Consider the following 18,651-nt stretch of genomic DNA (forward strand, 5'->3'; position numbering starts at 1 on the left):
GCCAGCCCGCTGATATTTCAACGTTCCCCCGCCTTACCCCACGACTGCACTTTCGATAGCCGCGACTGAGAGATGCTCAGCCGCTATTGGCATCCGGTGGCGTTCGCCGCCGAAGTCACCGGCGAACCCATCGGCGTGACGCTGCTCGACGAACCGCTCGTGGTGTTCCGCTCGAACGGCCGACCGGTGAGTTCGCGGGACATCCGCCCGTATCGCGGCGCGCCGCTCAGCCAGGGATGGCTCGAGAACGGCAACATCGTGTGTCCGTATCTCGGGCTTGCGTATAACAGCGAAGGCAGATGACTTCCTTGGACATGAAACGCAGGGCGCTGTCTCGTGAGAATCCGTCTGGAACGGTGCCGCGAAACGGCGTGTTTTACTCGCCCGACGGTCAACGAAATATATCCACGGATATAGCACCGTTGCGCGCGGGCTCATGAAGGATCGAATATCCCGGCAATCGCGGGCTTTGTGTGCCGCGAGGATGCGCAAGCGCACCGGTCGGGCAGATTGGGGATTACACCAAGGGAAACGATTGCCGCGAAGATTGCGGGGCGGCCAATTCGGCGGGGTCGCGAAAGCCGTTATCATACGCACGGTTGCCCGAAACATCGGACCGGAATTTCGGGGCTCTACTGGTTGCGCCCACGCGTCAAGAACACGCTCGATCGCTTTCACTACTCAGGAAAATCAAAAGGCCGGCGCGATGCAAGTCCCCCTCTACGCCGAAATGCGTACGCGCGATGCCGCGCTTGCGTCGGCGCCTTACGGCATGTTTACCTGCACCGCGGACGGCACGTTCGACTCCATCAACGCCGCTTTCGAAAAGCTGACGGGACTGGCGGCTGAAGAACTGATCGGCCGGCGCACCTTCGAGTCTTTGTTCGATCCGGCCGAACTGGCCAAGCGCCGCGCCGAACTGCCGCCGCTTGCCACGGTGACTTCGCGCTATGAAGGCGAGTGGAGCTTTTTGCGGCGCAACGGCACGCCGGTTCGCGTGGTGCTGGCGTTGGCGCCGCTCGTCACCGAGCCCGCGCCGACCACTTGTCCCGCGCTGTATGTGGGCATCGCCATCGACATGACGCGTTACGCGCAATCGGAAGCGCGTCTCTGGTACGTCGCGCATCACGACGGCGTGACCCGCCTGCCGAATCAAACGCTTTTCACCGAACGGCTGGAACTCACGATTGCGCGTTGCGAGCGTAGCGGCAGCGGTTTTACCGTGTTGATCGCCGAGCTCGATCATCTGCGCAAACTGCGCGACGCGCTTGGGTTGCACGCGGCTGAACTCGTGCTGCAGATCGTCGGTGAACGGTTGCGCGGTCTCTTTCCGAACGACGGCACGATCGCCTCGATCGGCGGCACGCAGTTCGCGCTGCTAGTCAACGAAACCGGCCCGGCGGCCGATGCGTTCGCCGCCGAAGCGCTAGGCCGCATCGCCGAGGCGATCGATTACGCCGGCACCGCGTTGAACATTACCGCGAGCATCGGCATCGTCGCTTATCCGGCCGACGGCGGCGATGCGCCTACGCTGATGCGTCGCGCGGGCGTGGCGTTGTCGGCGGCTTCGGCGGTGAACGGCAATGCGGTGCGGCGGTTTTCCACCGCGCTCGAAGGCCAGGCCGCGCGTCGCTTCGAACTGCAGACCATGTTGCGCGACGCAATCGATCGTCAGCAACTGCATCTCGTGTATCAACCGCAGGTCACGCTCTCCAACGGCCATATCGCGCAGGTGGAGGCGCTGCTGCGTTGGAACCATCCGCAACGCGGCCTGATCAGTCCCGTCGAATTCGTGCCGGTTGCGGAGGAGGCGGGTTTGATCGAGCAGATCGGCGAGTGGGTGATCCGGACTGCGTGCCGCGATGCTGGCAAGTTGCTGCGGCTAACGGGCAACTTGCCGCGCTTCGCGGTGAACGTTTCGCCGCAGCAGTTCCAGCGGCACAATCTGTTCGAAACCATCCGCGAGGCGTTGGAAGATGCCGCGCTCGACCCGTCCTATCTCGAAGTGGAAATCACCGAGGGCGTGCTGCTCGGTGATACCGAACAGGCTTTGCAGACGCTCTTTGCATTGCGCGATCTGGGCGTGGAGGTGGCGGTAGACGACTTCGGCACCGGCTATTCGAGCCTCGCTTATCTGACGCGCTTTCCGCTGAATCGCCTGAAAATCGACCGCTCGTTTGTGATGCGCATGAGCACCGATCCGCAGTGTGCGGCACTGGTGGGCGCCATCATCGCGATGGCGCACGCGCTCAAACTGCGCGTGACTGCCGAAGGCGTCGAAACGGCCGAGCAGGCCGCGCAACTCGAAGCGCTCGGTTGCGATGAAGCGCAAGGCTTCTGGTTCTCGCGACCGATTACTGTTGCAGCACTGCGTAATCTGCTTAGGCCTTTGGGCACTGTCTGAAGCCTGGGTGCCGGAGGCAGAGACTGTCGTGCGCCCGGGTGTGCTTAGCCATCCATATCAATTCTTCAATCGATGCAGCGCGTCGCCGCGATGAACGGCATGCTTGCCGCTTTTCTCGCTTTGGACCTCGTAATGTGGGTCGGATTTGGAGGCGTCGACGGTTCTGCCATCCACGGTTGTATGGTTAGAAATGACGCGCACAATCTTACCGTGCGTGACGCCTTGCGGCGTGTTCCAACTGACACGGTCGCCAGGCTTCAGATGTTGGGACATGTGACGCTCCACAGGGGCCATTCGAATATCCGCGTAGGCGAGCAAGCCGCGTGCCTTCGCGCATGAAATGTAAAGGGTGGGAACGTATCCTGCTTCGATGCGTCAGGATATCTATACCGTCACGGAACGAGACTCAAGATGAACGATCTCCTCACCCGACTCTTTCACTTCCAGCCGTCGTTGCTCGTCACGCTGACGCACGACGCTCTTCATATCGTGCTGGCCGTGCTGATCCTCGTGGTCGGCTGGTGGCTGTCGAACCGCGTCGGCTCCATGTTCGCCCGCGCGCTAGCGCGCACACATGCTGACCCGACCCTCGCGCCGATGCTGGCGGCCATGGGCACCTGGGCCGTGCGGGTGCTCGTGTTCATTGCGGCGCTCAGCGAAGTCGGCATCGCGACCGCGAGCGTGCTCGCGGTGCTGGGCGCCGCCGGTCTCGCGATCGGACTCGCGCTGCAAGGCACGCTGCAAAATATCGCGGCCGGCATGATGCTGTTGATGCTGCGGCCGTTTCGCGTCGGCGATGTGATCGAAGGCAGCGGCGCGGCAGCGGGCATCGTGCGCGAAGTGGGGCTCTTCACCACCCGCATCGAACGCGGCGACGGCAATGCCGTGTTCGTGCCGAACAGCCAGATCTGGAGCAATCCGGTGATCAATTACAGCAGCGGCGGCACGCAGCGTATCGAGGTCGAAGTGGGCCTCGCGCAGCGCAAGGACGTCGATGCCGCGATCGGCGAATTGAAGAAACTCGTCGCCGACGAACCGCGCGTGCTGAGCGGCGCCACGCTCGCACCGATCGTGACGGTCGCGGACTATCCGGACGATGGCGGCGCGACGCTGCGCATCGCGGCGTGGGTCCGCACGCCGGACGCGTCGCTGACCAGCGGCGACCTGCACGAGCACGCGCAGGCCGCGCTCGAACAGGCCGGTTGCCCGGTTGCGGCTTAGGTGGCGGCTTAGGTTGCGGCGCTGTCTTTAGCTGGGCCTTTTACTGTCCGTCTGCGCTGTTATCGCGCGAGGCGTTTCGTGTAATCAGGCCGCCGTCTCTACAGCCAGATTCCGGTCATTCATGTTGAACGCGATCGGTTTGGCTCGACGCCGATGTGCCGGCTCATCTCAGGCGCGGATGGGCGAGGAAGAATCGCACCATTTCCGCGGCGGCATCGGGGCCGGACGGGTCCGTGTACGAACCGCGCTGACTGCCGCCGGCCCACGCGTGACCTGCGCCGTGAATCGACCACGACTCCGCTTCCACGCCGTTCGCCGCCACATGCCGTTGCCGCGTATAAGCACGCTGGCCGCTTGCAGCGCCTGATTGCTGGCTGACGGTGGTGGTGCCGGCGTCGAAAGCCGCGACGATCTCGGCCGCGTTCGACGGATGGACCGTCGTGTCAGCGTCGCCATGAAATACGATCAGCGGACGTTGCGGCGTGCCATGCGCGCGTTTGCGTTGTGCCTTGCCGCCCTTCATCGCGCCGAGCGCCGAAGGCAAGTCCTTCGCGCAGCCGTAGGCGAGGCCCGAATGCACGCCGGCCGCGGCGTAGAGATCGGGCGACGTCTTCAGCATGATGTCCGCCATCGCACCGCCCGCCGACAGACCCGCGACGTACACACGCGCGGGATCCACACGATAGCGGCCCATCACTTCTCGCGTGATGCCGGCGATCAACGACGGCTCCCCCTGGTCGCGGAGTTGATCGGCAGGCTTGAACCAGTTCCAGCATTTCGAATGATTGGCCGCTTGCGCCTGACTCGGATACACGACGATGAAGCCATGACGCTCGGCCATTTCGTTCATGCGCGTGCCGGCGGCGAAGTCGTCGGCGTTCTGCGTGCAGCCGTGCAGCATGACGATCAGCGGCAATGGTTCGCTGTTGTAGACGGCCGGCACGTAGAGCTTGTACTGGCGTTGTCCCGTTGCGTTGCTGAACGTGTGAGTACTGAAGGTGCCTGGCGAGTCGGCGTCGAAAGTCGGCGCGCCAGGGGCGTGCGGAGCGGGGCGCGCCTGGGCTTGCGCTTGCGTTTGGGTGCGCATCTGCGTCCACGCTTGCGCCCATTCGCTCGCATTCGACGGCGTGTTCGATGTCGGTACGTGGTTCGCGTGGGCCTCGTTCGCTTTACCGCCCGCGAGCGCGCGCTGAACCGCCGCGGTGGCTTCCTGCGGGCCCTTCGTGCGCAATAGCTCGAAGGCATCTGTCATCGACTTCAGGAAATCTTCGTTCATCTTCATGGTAGTTGCATTGACCTGTGTGGGGCGTGGGCGAGCGAGCCGACTGATGCGTCGCCGCTTCAGCCACGGTAATGAGTCGAACGTCGCGCCTAGCTGATGCGGCCGGTAAGCGCCGCCTTGACCGCCGGCGACGCATGAAAGGCGCCGAGCACCACCACCGATGCAATCGTGGCCGCCGCGAGTTCGGGCGGCACATCGGCTGCGATGCTGGCGAGGCCTAGCACGTGAATGTCGAGTTGTTCGTGCGCGGCCTGAGCCGCCTCGAGGTCCTGCCGCGAAAAGTGCTGCATGCCCAGCACCATGGCGCGCCGCGTCACCGTCTCCGCGACGACCTGAGCATGCACCGCGATCTGGTTGCGGATCGCCGTGCGGATCAGGTCGGTTCGGTTCGAGTAAAAGCCTTCTTCGACCAGTAAATCGATCTGGCCGAGGTCGATCGGGCCTAGGTTGATGGTGATTTTTTCGGTCTCGCCGCCTTTGGGGCGTGAGGTGTCGATGAGTTTGAGTTTTGACATCTGCACTCCGGAAGCCATCTGTAGACCATCCAATTAACATCCAATGGGATGGTTATACGCCTCGCGGCGGAGCGCGGTCAAGAAGGAAATTGGGGGTTCGTTCGGGGTTTGCCGTAGGCAACGGGCGCCGGCGAAGAGTCTGGCGGGCTGCTGGTCCTTCATTTTCGAGCTGAGGTCCCTCTGGCCCCACGCGCCACAATCCAGGTGGGACCACAGCATTCTTTTTTATCAGTAGAATGCTGCAATCGCAAAGGGCCGTATTGCTCCGGACCGGCCCTTCAGGCCTACCGGGCTTACGAGTCTCGTTAAAACCGTGACGCCGTAACACACGTGCTATCGCGAGATGATGCGGGCAGGTCAAACGCATGGCTTGTCCGGTCGACGCAGTTCGGGAGGAAGTGGTACGCCACCCAAAGAACGGGTTGCTGCGGCGACAACTGAAATACCGATGGCGACGCTTCGTCACCTGGACCTGAGGACACCGTCGACGCTGAACCGGCCGCCTGCCGGCCTCGTATAGCACCAGATTTCAAACCAACTTCTCGTGGTACTTTCCTGGCCGCCATACTGTGTATTCCAAAACGCAAATCGATCCGGTAGTGAGCTTCCTCAACTCGCAAGGCGAGCAGGTGCGGGGCACGATCATCAATCTCCAGCGAAAGTCCCTGGTGATGGAGGTCTACAACCCGTACTCGATTGTCCAGGTCAGCGAGGTGCTGAGCGACCTGTCGGTCAAGATGGGCGTGGAGCACGCCTATTCGGGCAAGGCGGTCGTGATCAGTATGGTCAACACCGGCCTGACAGCCATTGTCTCGGTGACGTTGATCGCCGAGTGGCGGGAGCTGAGCGGCGGCACGCTGGAAGCGCGCGCGGTCGGGGAGGAAGCCCGCCGCTTCTCGCAGGACTGGGCCGAGCGCTTCAAAATCCGCCGGGACTACCAGATCGCGGTCAACCAGATTCGGGCGTTTCTCTCGGACATGTCGCGCTGGGTCGAGCAGGCGGACCTGGCCGACACCATGCCGAAGGAAGGCAAAAGCCTGCGCGAGGACTTCTTCCTCGAACTGGCATCGCCGCTGATGGAAAGGACCAAGGTCTACTTCGACGAGTTCGAAGGCGAGGCACGCCTGGTCGACGAAGAACTGGCGCCGGCACACCGTGCCTTTGCCCAGGCCGCGCTACATCCGCTGCTGCTGCGTTCGCCCTTTGTGTTCCGCACGTTCACCAAGCCGCTGGGTTATGCCGGCGACTACCAGATGGTCAACCAGATGCTCGACGATCCCCGCCAGGGCCCGAGCACGTATTTCCAGATCGTCAACGCGGCCTTTCTGCAAACAGCCGTGGCACGCGCGCACCGCAATCGCGTGGAGCTGCTGGTGGACTACCTGACCCGGCTCGCCAATGAAGCGCGCGCCGCGCGGCGGCCCTTCCGGGTCCTGAACGTGGGTTGCGGCCCCGCTCAGGAGATCCAGCGCTTCATGCATGAATACGATGAACCGGAGTGGCTGACGTTCGAGTTGCTCGACTTCAGTCAGGAGACCCTGGACTGGACGCGCGACCGCCTGGGCGCCATTGCGCAGAAAACGTCGAGGCGCATGACCGTTAGCTATACCCATGATTCGGTCCACCACCTGCTCAAGCGCCGGATGGATGCGGACGCACCGGACGTTCGCGAGTTCGACGCGGTCTATTGCGCCGGCCTGTTCGACTACCTCTCTGACAAGGTCTGCGCCCGGCTGAACCAGCATTTCGCCAGCCGCACCAGACCGGGCGGCCGCCTGCTGGTGACCAATGTCCACGCCGACAACCCGGAGCGCTTCAGCATGGAGCACGTGCTGGAGTGGTACCTGATCTATCGCAACGAGGCACAGATGGCCGAAATCATGCCGGAGAACTGCGGCGAGCCGCGCCTGTACACGGACGCGACCGGCGTGAATGTGTTCGCCGAGGTGGTGATCGGCCAGCAGCAAGTAGCCTGAGATGACGACATCGCTGGCTGGGCTACGTTCGAACTATCGTGAAGAATTGCGCGACTACCGGTTGCTGTGCAGCAAGGCTGGCGGCCTGACCGTGATTGTGCTTGTGCTGATGGGCGTGGCGCTGGACTATGTCGTGTATCCGGCCGAGCAGAAGCGCTTCGCCATTGTTCGGGTGCTGACCAGCGCGGCCATCGGCCTGGCATTGCTCTCGCTTTACACGCAAACGGGCAAACGCCACGTGCAGGTCATCACCTTCTTCTGGCTGCTGCTGCCGCAGGCAATGATCTCGTGGATGATTTATGTCACCCAGGGTGGGGAGTCGCTGTTCTATGCCGGGCTCATGCTGACGATCTTCGCGGTCGGGATCCTGTTCCCCTCCGGCTACTGGCAGACGCTGGCATTCGGCCTGGCCACCGTCCTGCTCTATTACGTCGCCTGCGCGGCACATCCGGGCGGCATACAGAACCCAAGCAAGTTTCAGTTCCAGCTCATCCTGATCTTCTTCTGCGCGTTGGCCAGTTCCATTTACACCTACTTCAACGAGAAGGGCCGTTTCCAGCTTTTCCGGCTAAAGGACGAGGTGGCGCACAAAAACGACCAGCTCGCCCTGACCAATGAAAACCTCGCGCAGATCAAGGGCCAGTTGCTGCAGCAGGAGAAGATGGCCGCAATCGGCACGTTGTCCGCCGGGCTGCTCCACGAGGTCAACAACCCGGTGAACTTCTGCCTGATGGCCATCGAAATAGCCATGGAGGAACCGCAGGTCAAGGACAGCGCGTCGCTGCAGGAGTGCCTGACGGACGTCAAGCAGGGCATGCACCGCATCCAGCATATCGTGGCGGACCTGAAGACCTTTGCCTACCGCAAGCCCGGCGCGGCGGCGGACGACGTGCCGTTCCTGTTCGAGAAGGCACTTGACTCGTCGATCCGGCTGAGCGCACATGAACTGCGCGGCGTGAGCGTCACGCGCGAGCTGCCCGGCGATACCCTTGTGCTGGGCGACGAAGCCGCCATCATCGGCGTGCTCATCAACCTGTTCTCGAATGCCGCTCTGGCGATGCACAAGGCCGGCACCGTATCGCCGCAGGTCCATGTCACGGCGCAATGGCGGGACGACCGGCTGCACGTGAATGTGCGCGACAACGGCCCGGGGATCGCCGCGGAGAATCTGGCGCGGGTGTTCGAACCTTTCTTCACTACCCGCGAAGTCGGCCAGGGCCTCGGCCTTGGCCTGTCGATCAGTTATGCGGTGGTGGAGCGGCACGGCGGCACACTGTTTGCGGAAAGCCAGTTGGGCGAGTGGACGGCGTTCAACTTCGATCTGCCGCGTCTGGAGTGATGTCGAGATGAGAGAGACCCAACAAGCGAGGCCCACCGTCCTGTATGTCGACGACGAGGAGTTGGCTCGCAAGTACTTTGCGCGCTCGGCCGGCCGTGACTATGAGGTGCTGCTCGCCGGCGACGCGGACGAGGCCATGTCGATCCTGCGCCGCGAAGGTGCGCGCGTGACGATTCTGCTGACCGACTTCCGCATGCCGGGCCGGCATGGCGACGACCTGCTGCGGCAGGTCGCCCAGGAGTATCCGCATATCGTGCGGATCCTGGTGACAGCCTACGCGGATAACCACGCGCTGCTGGGAACGGTCAATTCCGGCGAGGTGTTTCGAATCCTGGAGAAGCCGCTAGGCGTGGCCACGGTGCGCGAGGTGCTGGCGTCAGCGGCAACGGCCACGGCATCGCGCCCGAAATGACGCAGCGTTTGCGGGTCGGTCCGGTTGTCACGAACGCCGGCGTGGGTGGCTGCGGCATGATTTTCTGCAACCGCGTCATGCAGTCCTTCGGCGGGAGGATCAGGATCGTATCCGCGCCCAGTGCCGGCACGACCGTGACGCTGGAATTCCCAAATTTGAAAGATCGAGTCAGGAGTTACCCATGAGCGATACGATTGCCAACCAGACACCGCCTCCGGCGATTCTGTTCGTTGATGACGAAGCCAACGCGGTCAAATACTTCGAGCGCGCCATCGGCGCAATCGCGCCGGTGGTGACGGGCGCCTCCGTGGAGGACGGCAAGGCAATGCTGGATGCCCACGCCGCCAGCCTCGCCGTGCTGGTGTCCGACCAGCGCATGCCGGGCGAATATGGCAACGAACTTCTGCGCTACGCACGCGAGCGCTATCCGCACATCGTCCGGATTCTGACCACAGCCTATTCGGAACTGGACCAGACCGTCGAGGCCGTCAACCAGGGCCAGATACACCGCTATATCAAGAAGCCGTGGGACATCAGCGCGCTGCGCATGGAGATGAAGCAGGCGCTGGAGCTGTCGGGACTGCGCAAGGAACGCGACCAGCTCGTGCGCGAGAAGCTGAGCGTGCTGCAGACGCAGACTGTGGCCACCCGCATCGGCATCGTGCAGACGCTGTGCACCAGCCTGATCGGCCCGGGCCGCTTCCAGCCGGTGGAGACTTACCTGGCCGGTGCCGACCTGGCTGGTACGCGCAATGTGGAGCCGGACTGGCAGCGTATGGACTACGCCGACCTGGTGCGTGTCGAGAGCGAAGGCAGCGGCAGTTTCGGCCATGCGGTCAGCACCCGCCTGTCGGAGTTGCGCACGCAGAATGCGGGGCGTAGTGCTGCCGAGGCGGTGCAGGTTTTCACTGAAGTTCTCGGCGCCGCCGCGCGCGGCGATGGCGATGCGCTGATCTGGACTTCGCCGGCCACGTTGAGCGAGTTCCTCACCCGGCCCGTGGCTCAGACTGTATCGGCCGAGCACGCTGGCTGGCTGGCTTGCCTGCTGTGGCTGGAAGAAGCCGGCGGCGCCCTGCGATGCGTGCGAGAAGGCGACACCGTCGTCTGCCGCGCCGCCACACGCGCTGCCAGTTTTGCGGCCGACCGCCTGGCGCTCTGGATCGAACGGTTCGCGGAGCGGGCGTTCGGCTAGGCGAAGGAGACGACCCGCAGTGCGAGGGGCGACGCATGACGCCGGCCGCTGCAACCCGTCGTTAAGCGTCCGCGCGCCTCTCGCGCCGTAAGACGACGTGCGTGGCTTTCTCCGATGCTACGAATTCGACGCATTCGTATCCCAGAGCCCGCAAGTCAACGCCTTCGAACAGCCGTTCTCCTCGACCGAGCAGCACCGGTGCGATAGCAATGTGCAGTTCATCGATGAGGCTCTCGCGAAGATACTGCTGGACGGTGTTCGGTCCGCCGCCGATGCGCACGTCCATTCCACCGGCCGCCTCGCGTGCCCTTTCAAGCGTTTCCCGAACACCGCCCGTGACGAAATGGAATGTCGTGCCGCCTTCCATCTCGATGGGTGGACGCGCATGATGCGTCATGATGAAGACCGGAACGTGATACGGCGGATTGTCCCCCCACCAGCCTTTCCAGCTCATGTCCGGCCAAGGCCCGCGATCGGGGCTGAACATGTTCCTCCCGAGAATCCAGGCCCCGACATTCTCAAAGCCACGAGCGGCGAAGTCATCGTCAACCCCGGTCGTGCCGCCGTCCTTGCCGAACAAGGACCGCTGGAACGTGCGTGTTGGAATCAACCACTGGTGCAGATCCGTCCCGCCGATGCCGAGCGGATTGTCGATGTCCTGGTTTGGGCCTGCTCCGTAGCCATCGAGGGAGATGGTGAAGCCGTTAACGCGAACTCGTGTCATCTTGTGTCTCCGCTTGGACGATTGACTACCATTCTGGGACAGTGTACTGACGTTGACCCGGTTCGACAGATAGATCTGCAGGAAACCTCGCCACCTACGAGATGGGCTTTGCCTCCGGCAGCGTCCACTTCCCATCGAGAATTTCAATCCGAGGACGATAGAAGCGGACCATATAGTTCCAGCCCGGCATGATGGCGATGCAATTGGTTGCGCTAGCCGTGCAATCGCCGAAGCGAATGGTCGTCGAACCGCCCGGCGATTTTTTGGCGGTCAGGCTGTTGATGGAGTATGCGTTGTCCGGGTTCGGATGCAGGTCGCCGGCTGCGTCATACACGGTGACGGACCAGAAGGCATCCACCGGCACATTCGACATGTCGAGGCGATAAGCGGTCGTGCCGTCGTTTCGTTCCGGCGTGACAAGCTGGTAGTACGCGTCCTTTTCCGGAATCCCACCCCATGCGATGGCACTTCCGATCAGGTGTCGCACCGGGTCGACTTCGGCGGCCGTGCCGAACATCCGCCGGGAGTTAGGAATGGTCGTACCGAGGGCGATCAGCAGTTTGCGGATATTGTCCTGACTCGCGGTGTCCCAGCCAGGAACCTCGAAGCGACCCGGACCGTTGGGCTGCTCGACCCGGATGGCGTCTTGCAGTGCCCATGCCTGCTTCGCATCGTCGGACTTGTCGGGATCGACCAGCGTACGGACACCCAGCAGGACGTAGCGGGTCCCGATGTCTTTTCTGTTGAATGTATGGCTGTCGCCGCCGTGGTACACGCCGAAGACGTGGCCGTCTTCGTCCAGCACTGCGAGCGACATGTACCGGGCGCCGGCGTCGGGCAGGGTCACGGTGACTGGCCCGGCATCGAGGTCGAATACCGCGCTTGAGTACAGCGTATCGCGGTTCGGGCGGACCACGGTCTTGCCGCCCACAGGCACGAACTCGCGCCCATGGAAGAACTTGCCGAAGCCGCCGCGCTTTACTGTCAGGCTGAAGTAGCGGTCAGATTCGCTGCGCGGGAAATTGTCGACGGTCACCCGGATGGGGGCGCTCTTCACGGTCTGCGCGTGGACATTCGGCAGAGAAGCAATCAGCATGGCGCAAGCGACTGCACGCAATGGTTTCATTGACATCTAGGTCTCCCTTGTTTGGCTCGCGGTGCGGCGAAATATTGCAACGTAGCGCCCAGCAGCGAGACATACCCGCCGGCGGTCGCCCGGGCGCCGGGCGCACAGAACGGAAGCTTCGTCAGGTATTACCCACCGCACAGGCATGTGCGTCCTGGAAGCCTGCGCGACCTCCCGCACCGAACATCGGTTTCATCCGCGCCGCGTGACTCGAGCGTGTGGGCATTCGGATCGGCTACGCAGCTTAAGGCAGACGAGCGCTGCCTCATCCCACTCAAAAAGGGGGGCGCCAGTATACGAATGGAGGGAACGGCGACTTGCCACGTCTACATCTGGCAATGAGGGCGGCGATGTTGCCGAGTCAAGCGCGGGGACGCCAGGGTCCACCGTGAGTGTCAACGCGCACGAACTCTGAAGGAGACGAACATGTTCGTTGCATTCACTGACGGTTCCGAAAGCACCATCACCGCAGTTTTCTCAAGTACTCAAGACTCGGGCCTGTGGCCGTATCAAGGCGAAATAGATGTCACCGACGCACGGTATGAAAGCTTCTATAAAGCTTTCCTCCTGCGATGCAGTCGGGACTTCCCGCCCTTGAGCCTTCCGAATGATCAAGCGGCGGCGGATCAGGCCGCTGCGCTCCGCTGGATTTTTAGACGCGACATGATCAGTTTCTGGGCGGGGAGTTCTATCAGATGGTGGGCGGCCGCTGCGACCGCGATGGCGGCTATCCAGTACAGCGCTGCTTTAGCTGCAACCGGATAGTCTTGGGCCATATAGCCGTGGTCCTCGGCATAGCGCAAGACAAGTTGATGCACCATGTACAGAGAAAAACTGATCTCTCCGAGATATATGAGGGATCGCGCTCTAAGAAGGCGAGAGAGCACCCCTTCCTCCAGCGCGAACACGGCTATCAACAGGGCAAATACAACGCCCGCGCCGCAGTTCGATAGCCAAATTGCGACTGGCTTGTTGGGGTGGAACGGTAGATCCGAGACGAACTTGAGGTCGGCGGCCCAGATCGCTGAGACGACAATCAGTGCGGTGCCAATCTCGAACACGCTCGCGCGTAAACCACTTTTAATGGTGTTACGAAGTTCGTCCCGTAATTGATAGGCTGCTATACCCATCATGAATTCACTCAGCCTGGTGACGGGCGAAATGTACGCGGACCACAGCATCAGTGGGCGTCCCATGTTCTTAAAGGCAACCAGCATTACAGCCGTGACGAGTATTGTGCCCGCGAGTTTGACTGCCCAAGTGGTGTTCACGCGCCAAATCAGTAATGGGAAAACCGCATAGAAAAAGGCCTCATCGGACAAGCTCCACGAGACTCCATTCAATGAGAAGTAAGTGGTGACGTCCCATGACCAAGCATGCATCAGCAGCACATTGAGGATCACTGTGGCGCCCTTGATCGAGCCACCTTCATAGTGGATCAGCCACGCGGCCGCGGCAGCGCCGGCGAGATGAAGGGGCCAAATTCGGGCAAACCTTTTGAGATAGAAGGTGCAGAGGCCAGCCCTTGAGACGATCATTCTGTGAGTGTGGGCGAGGATGTACCCGGACAGAACAAAGAAGAGGGACACGGCTTGTGTGAGCGCCAAGTGACCAGCAAGGCCGAAATAACCGAACTCACGTCGCGTGTGAAAAACAACAACCATGGCTGCAGCGAAAAACCGCAACGACGTCAGCGAGCTGATTTGTTGAGCTGGCACTGGTAAGGCTCCGAAAGATTTCGAGATCTTACCAGTGCCGCTGCCCCAGTCTCAGAACAACTGCCAGGTGGACAATTTTTACCTTTTTCGGGGAAGGCGCTTGGAGTTTTTACACGCGCGCCACGCGACACCCTCTCATGTGTGCCAGGCTCGGGGTGAATTACCCACACACTTGGTTAGCGTTTTCATACAGATCAACATCAAGTACGGGCGACAAGCGAGCGGCCCATCGCCTCGCGAATTCGGAGGCTAGGTAAATCGCGTCATGTCGGTCGGTGGCATTGACCTCAAAGTCCAGTGCAGCGACCCGTTCAAAATTTACGGTCACCGGAGAATCCTCATTCTCATCGGGTAGGGCAGCGGTCACCCCGCACCTTTGAGCCAATATTTACCAGTCGAACTGGGGGGCGACGTAATACAAGAGTCGACGTGCGAATGAACGCGTCCGCGTGTCATTGAAGGCCGACAGAAGCGCGGACTCGATGCCGTTCAGAACTCCGGACGACGAAGTCTCGGCGATCCACTCCAGCCCAAACTTTCACATCAGCACAATATCGTACTGCTCCTGACTCAAATTCGACTCCACCTGCAGCGACACCGGCTTGCCAATAAAATCAATCAGCATCGCCAGATGCTGCGACTCTTCTTCGAGAAACAGATCGATCACCTGCTGCGACGCCACCACGCGAAACTCGCGCGGATTGAACTGCCGCGACTCGCGCAGAATCTCGCGCAGCACGTCGTAACACACGGTACGCGGCGTCTTGACCTGCCCCTTGCCCTGGCAAACAGGGCAAGGCTCGCACAACACATGAGCAAGAGACTCACGCGTACGCTTGCGCGTCATCTCCACGAGCCCGAGCTGCGAGAACCCATTCACCGTCACACGCGTGCGATCGCGTGACAACGCCTTCTTCAATTCGCCCAACACCTGATCGCGATGCTCGACATTCTCCATATCGATGAAGTCGATAATGATCACGCCGCCCAGATTGCGCAGACGTAATTGCCGCGCAATGGTGTGCGCGGCTTCGAGGTTGGTCTTGAAGATCGTATCGTCGAAGTTGCGCGCCCCGACGTAGCCGCCGGTATTCACGTCGATGGTCGTCATCGCTTCGGTCTGGTCGATCACGAGATAACCGCCCGACTTCAGATCCACCCGGCGCGACAATGCGCGCTGAATTTCCGCCTCGATGTTGTACAAATCGAAGAGCGGCCGCTCGCCGGTGTAGTGGTGCAGCTTCGACGACACCGCCGGCGTGAACTCGGCCGCGAAATCGGCCAGCATCTGATACGTCTCGCGCGAGTCGACCTGAATGCGCGACGACTCGTCGTTGACGAAATCGCGCAGCACGCGCTGCGCGAGATTCAGATCCTGATACAGCAGGCTAGTAGGCGGCATGCGCTGACCTTGCGACAGAATCGTCGCCCACGTCTTGCGCAGATACGCGACGTCGCCGGCCAGCTCTTCGCTGGTCGCATCTTCCGCGATGGTGCGCACGATGTAGCCGCCTTTCTCATCCGCGGGCAGCACGGCGGTCAGACGCGCACGCACGGCTTCACGTTCGGCTTCGCTCTCGATCTTCTGCGAGATGCCGATATGCGGCTCCTGCGGCAGATACACGAGCGTACGCCCGGCAATGCTCACTTGCGTGGATAGCCGTGCGCCCTTGGTGCCGATCGGATCCTTCACGACCTGCACCATCAGCGTCTGGCCTTCGAAGACGATTTTCTCGATCGGCTGATGCGGTGTCTGATGCTGCGGCTCGCCGGCAATACGCGGGTGCCAGATGTCGGCGACGTGAAGGAACGCGGCGCGTTCGAGACCGATGTCGATGAAGGCCGATTGCATGCCCGGCAACACGCGTACGACCTTGCCGAGATAGACGTTGCCGACGCGGCCACGCGACAGCGTTCGTTCGACGTGAAGTTCCTGGACGGCGCCTTGCTGGACCAGCGCGACGCGCGTTTCCTGCGGCGTGACATTGATCAGGATTTCTTCATTCATGGTGTTATTTTAGAAGTCGATGCGCGCTGCACGCAGGAGGGCAGCGCATTCAAAAAGCGGCAAACCCATGATACCTGAATAGGACCCGTCGATATGCTCGATAAACTCCGCGGCGCGCCCCTGCACACCGTACGCGCCCGCCTTGCCGAGCGGCTCGCCGCTCGCCGCATAGCGGCGGATCGCGTCTGCGTGCAGTGCAGCAAAACGCACCTTCGACACGCATAGCGCGGCCGGCAGCAACGCGCCCTCGGCATCGACCACGGCCACGGCCGTCAGCACTTCGTGATCGCGTCCGGCGAGGCGCTTGAGCATCGCGACGGCGTCGTCGGCATCGATGGGCTTGCCGAGAATCGCGTCGTCGATCGTGACGGTTGTATCCGCAACCAGAATCGGCCGCGCGGCATAGCCCCCGGCCACGAGGCGCGCGCGCGCCGCATGCGCCTTGGCGACGCACACCCGCTGCACGTAGTCGTGCGCGCGCTCGCCGGGCAGCTCGGCTTCGAGCGCTTCGGCGTCTTCATCGGGGCGCGGCAGCAGCAATTCAAAACGCACGCCGAGCTGTTGCAGCAACTCCTGGCGGCGTGGGCTCTGCGAAGCGAGGTAGACGAACGGATGCAGCGAAGCGGCGGACGTGGACATGAACAGGTCTCGATGAAGCGGATTGCGTGAGGGCGCGACGGGTGTCGGGCGTTGATCAGTGCGATGGGAAAATCATCGGTGCGAGCATGACGACGTGTACTGCGCGCACGCCGTTGTGCACGCCAGCATGCGCGTCACTCAGCGCCGCAAATGCGATCCGAAAAACACGGCGACAGGGCGCGATTCAAACGTGCGATACAAGGCGCGACCAGGACACGCGACTACAAGACGCCACGACGAGACGCCACGACGAGACGCGACTTGACGTCGCAACCAGCAACCCGCGCCCGCGCATTCTCCGCGCCGCCTCGTTCGCTCACACGCGATGATAGGGGTGATTTTGCGTGATGGTCCACGCGCGGTAAAGCTGTTCGGCAAGCAGCACGCGGACCATCGCGTGCGGCAAGGTCAGACTTGAGACGCGCAGCAGCATATCGGCACGCGCTTTCAACTGAGGATCGAGCCCATCGGCGCCGCCGATCAGGAACGCCACGTCGCGGCCGTCCTGCTGCCAGCCGGGCAGGGCGCCGGCGAGCTGCATGGTAGTCCAGTCCTTGCCGCGTTCGTCGAGCGCGACAATGCGCGCGTTCTTCGGCAACGCGGCTTCGATTTTCAGCCGCTCGGCGGCCATCACGCTGTCCGCCTGCCGTCCCGACGAGCGCTGCTCGGGTTTGATTTCGCGCAACTCGATGCGCAGCTCGGGCGGCATGCGCTTCGCGTATTCGTCGAAGCCGGTGGCGATCCAGTCCGGCATCTTGTGGCCGACGGCGAGGATATGCAGTTTCATGACGGATCGAAAAACGCGAATGTCATCGCGGACCACAGCGTTGTGAAGCGCCCGCAGCCCGCCGACTGACTGACCGACTTACTTGCGGCGTGCGGCCGTCTTGCGCGCGGGCTTCTTCACGGCCGGCGCTGCTTCGTCTTCGTCTTCGTCCTCGTCTTCATCGGGTTCGCTCGAACGCGCACCGCCGAACGGATCCGGCGTGGACAGCTTGATGCGCACCGGCTTCTCGCCCCAGATTTCTTCGAGGTTGTAGTACTGGCGCAGCGCCGGTTGCAGGATGTGCACGATCGCGTCGCCGCAATCCACCAACACCCATTCGCCGACGTCCTCGCCCTCGGTACTGACGATGTCGCCGCCGTTTTCCTTGACGCTCTCGCGCACGCTGGAAGCGAGCGCCTTGGTCTGGCGATTGGAGGTGCCGCTCGCGACGATCACGCGATCGAACAGCGCGGTCAGGTGGCTGGTGTTGAACACCTTGATGTCTTGCGCTTTGACGTCTTCGAGAGCGTCGACGATCACGCGTTGCAGTTTGCGAATATCCATTGAGGTTACCGGTGGTACAGATGATGTTGAAGAATATAGTCCCACACCGCGGTGGGGACATGGCTCGCCGCCTGGTCTTGCTGTTCGTCGCCTGCAAGGGCGAGCCGCTGGCTCACCTGTTCGCGCAGATGGGCGCGAATGTCGGTGGCCGAAACGTTGAACGCAAGCGTCGTATCGATCAGCAAGTGGCCGCAGGGCGTGGCTTGCAGAACGTCGGCGCGGGCACGGCGCGCGTCGATTTCTTTTGCGACCACAGGAGGAATCGACGCGAGGTCGAAGCCGGGCCGCGTGGCCGCGCAAATATGCGCATAGTCGAACAGGCGCCGCCAGTCGCGCCATGAATCGAGATGCACCAGTTGATCCGCGCCGATCAGGAGCGCAAGCGAGGCGTCCTCGCCTTCGCGTTCACGCCAGCGTTGCAGCGTATCGACCGTATAAGTCGGGCCGTCGTGCTCGATTTCGTCGGTCGCGACACGCACGGTTGCGCCCGGCAATACGAGTTCGCTTGCCGCCGCCCGCGTCATGGCAAGCCGATGCACGGCCGGCGAGACGTCCGCTTTCTGCCACGGCTGGCCGGCCGGCAACAGCACGAGTTCGGTCAATTTCAGCACGTGCGCGAAACGCCGCGCGAGCGCGAGATGGCCGTCGTGGATCGGATCGAAAGTGCCGCCGAGCAGTCCGATCCGGCGAGGCAGGGCAACAGGATGAGCGTTCGGCTTCAGGTGAAGATCCTTTGTCGTGACGATGCGCGGTGTGGTGCGGCCT

The 18,651-nt window shown here is 62.2% G+C and carries 19 protein-coding genes; 8 read left to right on the top strand and 11 right to left on the bottom strand.

Features of this window, described 5'->3' with window-relative positions:
* The first annotated feature begins 72 nt into the window (after window positions 1-72).
* Window positions 73-303: a Rieske 2Fe-2S domain-containing protein gene (locus B0G75_RS15025; RefSeq protein ID WP_106306638.1), complete on the top strand. Its 231-nt coding sequence runs from the start codon at window positions 73-75 to the stop codon at window positions 301-303.
* A 403-nt stretch (window positions 304-706) separates the two neighbouring features.
* Entirely contained in the window at window positions 707-2,404 is a 1,698-nt protein-coding gene (locus B0G75_RS15030; RefSeq protein ID WP_106306641.1) for a bifunctional diguanylate cyclase/phosphodiesterase, read from the top strand.
* 57 nt (window positions 2,405-2,461) lie between these two features.
* Here B0G75_RS15030 and B0G75_RS15035 read toward each other — a convergent pair whose 3' ends face one another.
* Complete coding sequence (locus B0G75_RS15035) at window positions 2,462-2,677, bottom strand: DUF2945 domain-containing protein (protein ID WP_106306644.1); 216 nt, start codon at window positions 2,675-2,677, stop codon at window positions 2,462-2,464.
* Window positions 2,678-2,815: 138 nt separating this feature from the next.
* Here B0G75_RS15035 and B0G75_RS15040 point away from each other — a divergent pair, with 138 nt between their 5' ends.
* Window positions 2,816-3,625: a mechanosensitive ion channel family protein gene (locus B0G75_RS15040; protein ID WP_106306647.1), complete on the top strand. Its 810-nt coding sequence runs from the start codon at window positions 2,816-2,818 to the stop codon at window positions 3,623-3,625.
* A 163-nt stretch (window positions 3,626-3,788) separates the two neighbouring features.
* Here the strand turns inward: B0G75_RS15040 and B0G75_RS15045 are convergent, their stop codons facing one another.
* A complete protein-coding gene (locus B0G75_RS15045) occupies window positions 3,789-4,907 on the bottom strand; it encodes a PHB depolymerase family esterase (RefSeq protein ID WP_106306650.1) in 1,119 nt (372 codons plus the stop codon).
* 89 nt (window positions 4,908-4,996) lie between these two features.
* The gene (locus B0G75_RS15050) at window positions 4,997-5,422 is read right to left on the bottom strand and encodes a CopG family transcriptional regulator (protein ID WP_106306653.1); all 426 of its coding nucleotides are present in this window, start codon (window positions 5,420-5,422) and stop codon (window positions 4,997-4,999) included.
* Window positions 5,423-5,991: 569 nt separating this feature from the next.
* Here B0G75_RS15050 and B0G75_RS15055 point away from each other — a divergent pair.
* Genes B0G75_RS15055 through B0G75_RS15070 form a run of 5 tightly spaced genes read left to right on the top strand, consistent with a single transcriptional unit; the run spans window position 5,992 to window position 10,341 of the window.
* On the top strand, window positions 5,992-7,398 hold the full coding sequence (locus tag B0G75_RS15055) for a class I SAM-dependent methyltransferase (protein WP_106306656.1): 1,407 nt from the start codon (window positions 5,992-5,994) through the stop codon (window positions 7,396-7,398).
* A gap of 1 nt (window position 7,399) precedes the next feature.
* Window positions 7,400-8,737, top strand: coding sequence for a sensor histidine kinase (locus B0G75_RS15060; protein ID WP_106306659.1), 1,338 nt, complete (start codon window positions 7,400-7,402; stop codon window positions 8,735-8,737).
* Window positions 8,738-8,744: 7 nt separating this feature from the next.
* Complete coding sequence (locus B0G75_RS15065; RefSeq protein ID WP_374956896.1) at window positions 8,745-9,149, top strand: response regulator; 405 nt, start codon at window positions 8,745-8,747, stop codon at window positions 9,147-9,149.
* Window positions 9,146-9,334 (top strand): ATP-binding protein, encoded by a 189-nt coding sequence (locus tag B0G75_RS42040; RefSeq protein ID WP_374956897.1) that lies wholly within the window; start codon window positions 9,146-9,148, stop codon window positions 9,332-9,334. The genes B0G75_RS15065 and B0G75_RS42040 overlap by 4 nt, the downstream gene beginning before the upstream one ends.
* Window positions 9,331-10,341 carry a response regulator gene (locus tag B0G75_RS15070; protein WP_106306662.1) on the top strand — a complete coding sequence of 337 codons (1,011 nt, stop codon included), beginning with the start codon at window positions 9,331-9,333 and terminating at the stop codon, window positions 10,339-10,341. The genes B0G75_RS42040 and B0G75_RS15070 overlap by 4 nt, the downstream gene beginning before the upstream one ends.
* Window positions 10,342-10,402: 61 nt before the next feature.
* Here B0G75_RS15070 and B0G75_RS15075 read toward each other — a convergent pair whose 3' ends face one another.
* The 8 genes from B0G75_RS15075 to B0G75_RS15110 all read right to left on the bottom strand — a co-directional run bounded on the left by B0G75_RS15075 (window position 10,403) and on the right by B0G75_RS15110 (window position 18,608).
* Window positions 10,403-11,065, bottom strand: coding sequence for a dihydrofolate reductase family protein (locus B0G75_RS15075; RefSeq protein WP_106306665.1), 663 nt, complete (start codon window positions 11,063-11,065; stop codon window positions 10,403-10,405).
* Window positions 11,066-11,159: 94 nt separating this feature from the next.
* The gene (locus B0G75_RS15080; protein ID WP_181309275.1) at window positions 11,160-12,197 is read right to left on the bottom strand and encodes a DUF1254 domain-containing protein; all 1,038 of its coding nucleotides are present in this window, start codon (window positions 12,195-12,197) and stop codon (window positions 11,160-11,162) included.
* A gap of 620 nt (window positions 12,198-12,817) precedes the next feature.
* Window positions 12,818-13,909 (bottom strand): acyltransferase, encoded by a 1,092-nt coding sequence (locus tag B0G75_RS15085; protein WP_106306671.1) that lies wholly within the window; start codon window positions 13,907-13,909, stop codon window positions 12,818-12,820.
* Between the two features lie 538 nt (window positions 13,910-14,447).
* Window positions 14,448-15,917: a ribonuclease G gene (gene rng / locus B0G75_RS15090; RefSeq protein ID WP_012432329.1), complete on the bottom strand. Its 1,470-nt coding sequence runs from the start codon at window positions 15,915-15,917 to the stop codon at window positions 14,448-14,450.
* Window positions 15,918-15,926: 9 nt separating this feature from the next.
* Window positions 15,927-16,556 carry a nucleoside triphosphate pyrophosphatase gene (locus B0G75_RS15095; protein WP_106306674.1) on the bottom strand — a complete coding sequence of 210 codons (630 nt, stop codon included), beginning with the start codon at window positions 16,554-16,556 and terminating at the stop codon, window positions 15,927-15,929.
* Window positions 16,557-16,872: 316 nt separating this feature from the next.
* Entirely contained in the window at window positions 16,873-17,343 is a 471-nt protein-coding gene (gene rlmH / locus B0G75_RS15100; RefSeq protein WP_106306677.1) for a 23S rRNA (pseudouridine(1915)-N(3))-methyltransferase RlmH, read from the bottom strand.
* A gap of 78 nt (window positions 17,344-17,421) precedes the next feature.
* On the bottom strand, window positions 17,422-17,886 hold the full coding sequence (rsfS, locus tag B0G75_RS15105; RefSeq protein WP_106306680.1) for a ribosome silencing factor: 465 nt from the start codon (window positions 17,884-17,886) through the stop codon (window positions 17,422-17,424).
* A gap of 5 nt (window positions 17,887-17,891) precedes the next feature.
* Window positions 17,892-18,608, bottom strand: coding sequence for a nicotinate-nucleotide adenylyltransferase (locus B0G75_RS15110; protein ID WP_374956900.1), 717 nt, complete (start codon window positions 18,606-18,608; stop codon window positions 17,892-17,894).
* Window positions 18,609-18,651 lie beyond the last annotated feature (43 nt).

Source organism: Paraburkholderia sp. BL18I3N2 (assembly GCF_003001875.1).
GTDB lineage: Bacteria > Pseudomonadota > Gammaproteobacteria > Burkholderiales > Burkholderiaceae > Paraburkholderia > Paraburkholderia phytofirmans.

Coding starts and splice junctions, on each gene's coding strand:
- B0G75_RS15025 (WP_106306638.1), top strand. CDS start 73: ATGCTCAGCCGCTATTGGCATCCGGTGGCGTTCGCCGCCGAAGTCACC.
- B0G75_RS15030 (WP_106306641.1), top strand. CDS start 707: ATGCAAGTCCCCCTCTACGCCGAAATGCGTACGCGCGATGCCGCGCTT.
- B0G75_RS15035 (WP_106306644.1), bottom strand. CDS start 2,677: ATGTCCCAACATCTGAAGCCTGGCGACCGTGTCAGTTGGAACACGCCG.
- B0G75_RS15040 (WP_106306647.1), top strand. CDS start 2,816: ATGAACGATCTCCTCACCCGACTCTTTCACTTCCAGCCGTCGTTGCTC.
- B0G75_RS15045 (WP_106306650.1), bottom strand. CDS start 4,907: ATGAAGATGAACGAAGATTTCCTGAAGTCGATGACAGATGCCTTCGAG.
- B0G75_RS15050 (WP_106306653.1), bottom strand. CDS start 5,422: ATGTCAAAACTCAAACTCATCGACACCTCACGCCCCAAAGGCGGCGAG.
- B0G75_RS15060 (WP_106306659.1), top strand. CDS start 7,400: ATGACGACATCGCTGGCTGGGCTACGTTCGAACTATCGTGAAGAATTG.
- B0G75_RS15065 (WP_374956896.1), top strand. CDS start 8,745: ATGAGAGAGACCCAACAAGCGAGGCCCACCGTCCTGTATGTCGACGAC.
- B0G75_RS42040 (WP_374956897.1), top strand. CDS start 9,146: ATGACGCAGCGTTTGCGGGTCGGTCCGGTTGTCACGAACGCCGGCGTG.
- B0G75_RS15070 (WP_106306662.1), top strand. CDS start 9,331: ATGAGCGATACGATTGCCAACCAGACACCGCCTCCGGCGATTCTGTTC.
- B0G75_RS15075 (WP_106306665.1), bottom strand. CDS start 11,065: ATGACACGAGTTCGCGTTAACGGCTTCACCATCTCCCTCGATGGCTAC.
- B0G75_RS15080 (WP_181309275.1), bottom strand. CDS start 12,197: ATGTCAATGAAACCATTGCGTGCAGTCGCTTGCGCCATGCTGATTGCT.
- rng (WP_012432329.1), bottom strand. CDS start 15,917: ATGAATGAAGAAATCCTGATCAATGTCACGCCGCAGGAAACGCGCGTC.
- B0G75_RS15095 (WP_106306674.1), bottom strand. CDS start 16,556: ATGTCCACGTCCGCCGCTTCGCTGCATCCGTTCGTCTACCTCGCTTCG.
- rlmH (WP_106306677.1), bottom strand. CDS start 17,343: ATGAAACTGCATATCCTCGCCGTCGGCCACAAGATGCCGGACTGGATC.
- rsfS (WP_106306680.1), bottom strand. CDS start 17,886: ATGGATATTCGCAAACTGCAACGCGTGATCGTCGACGCTCTCGAAGAC.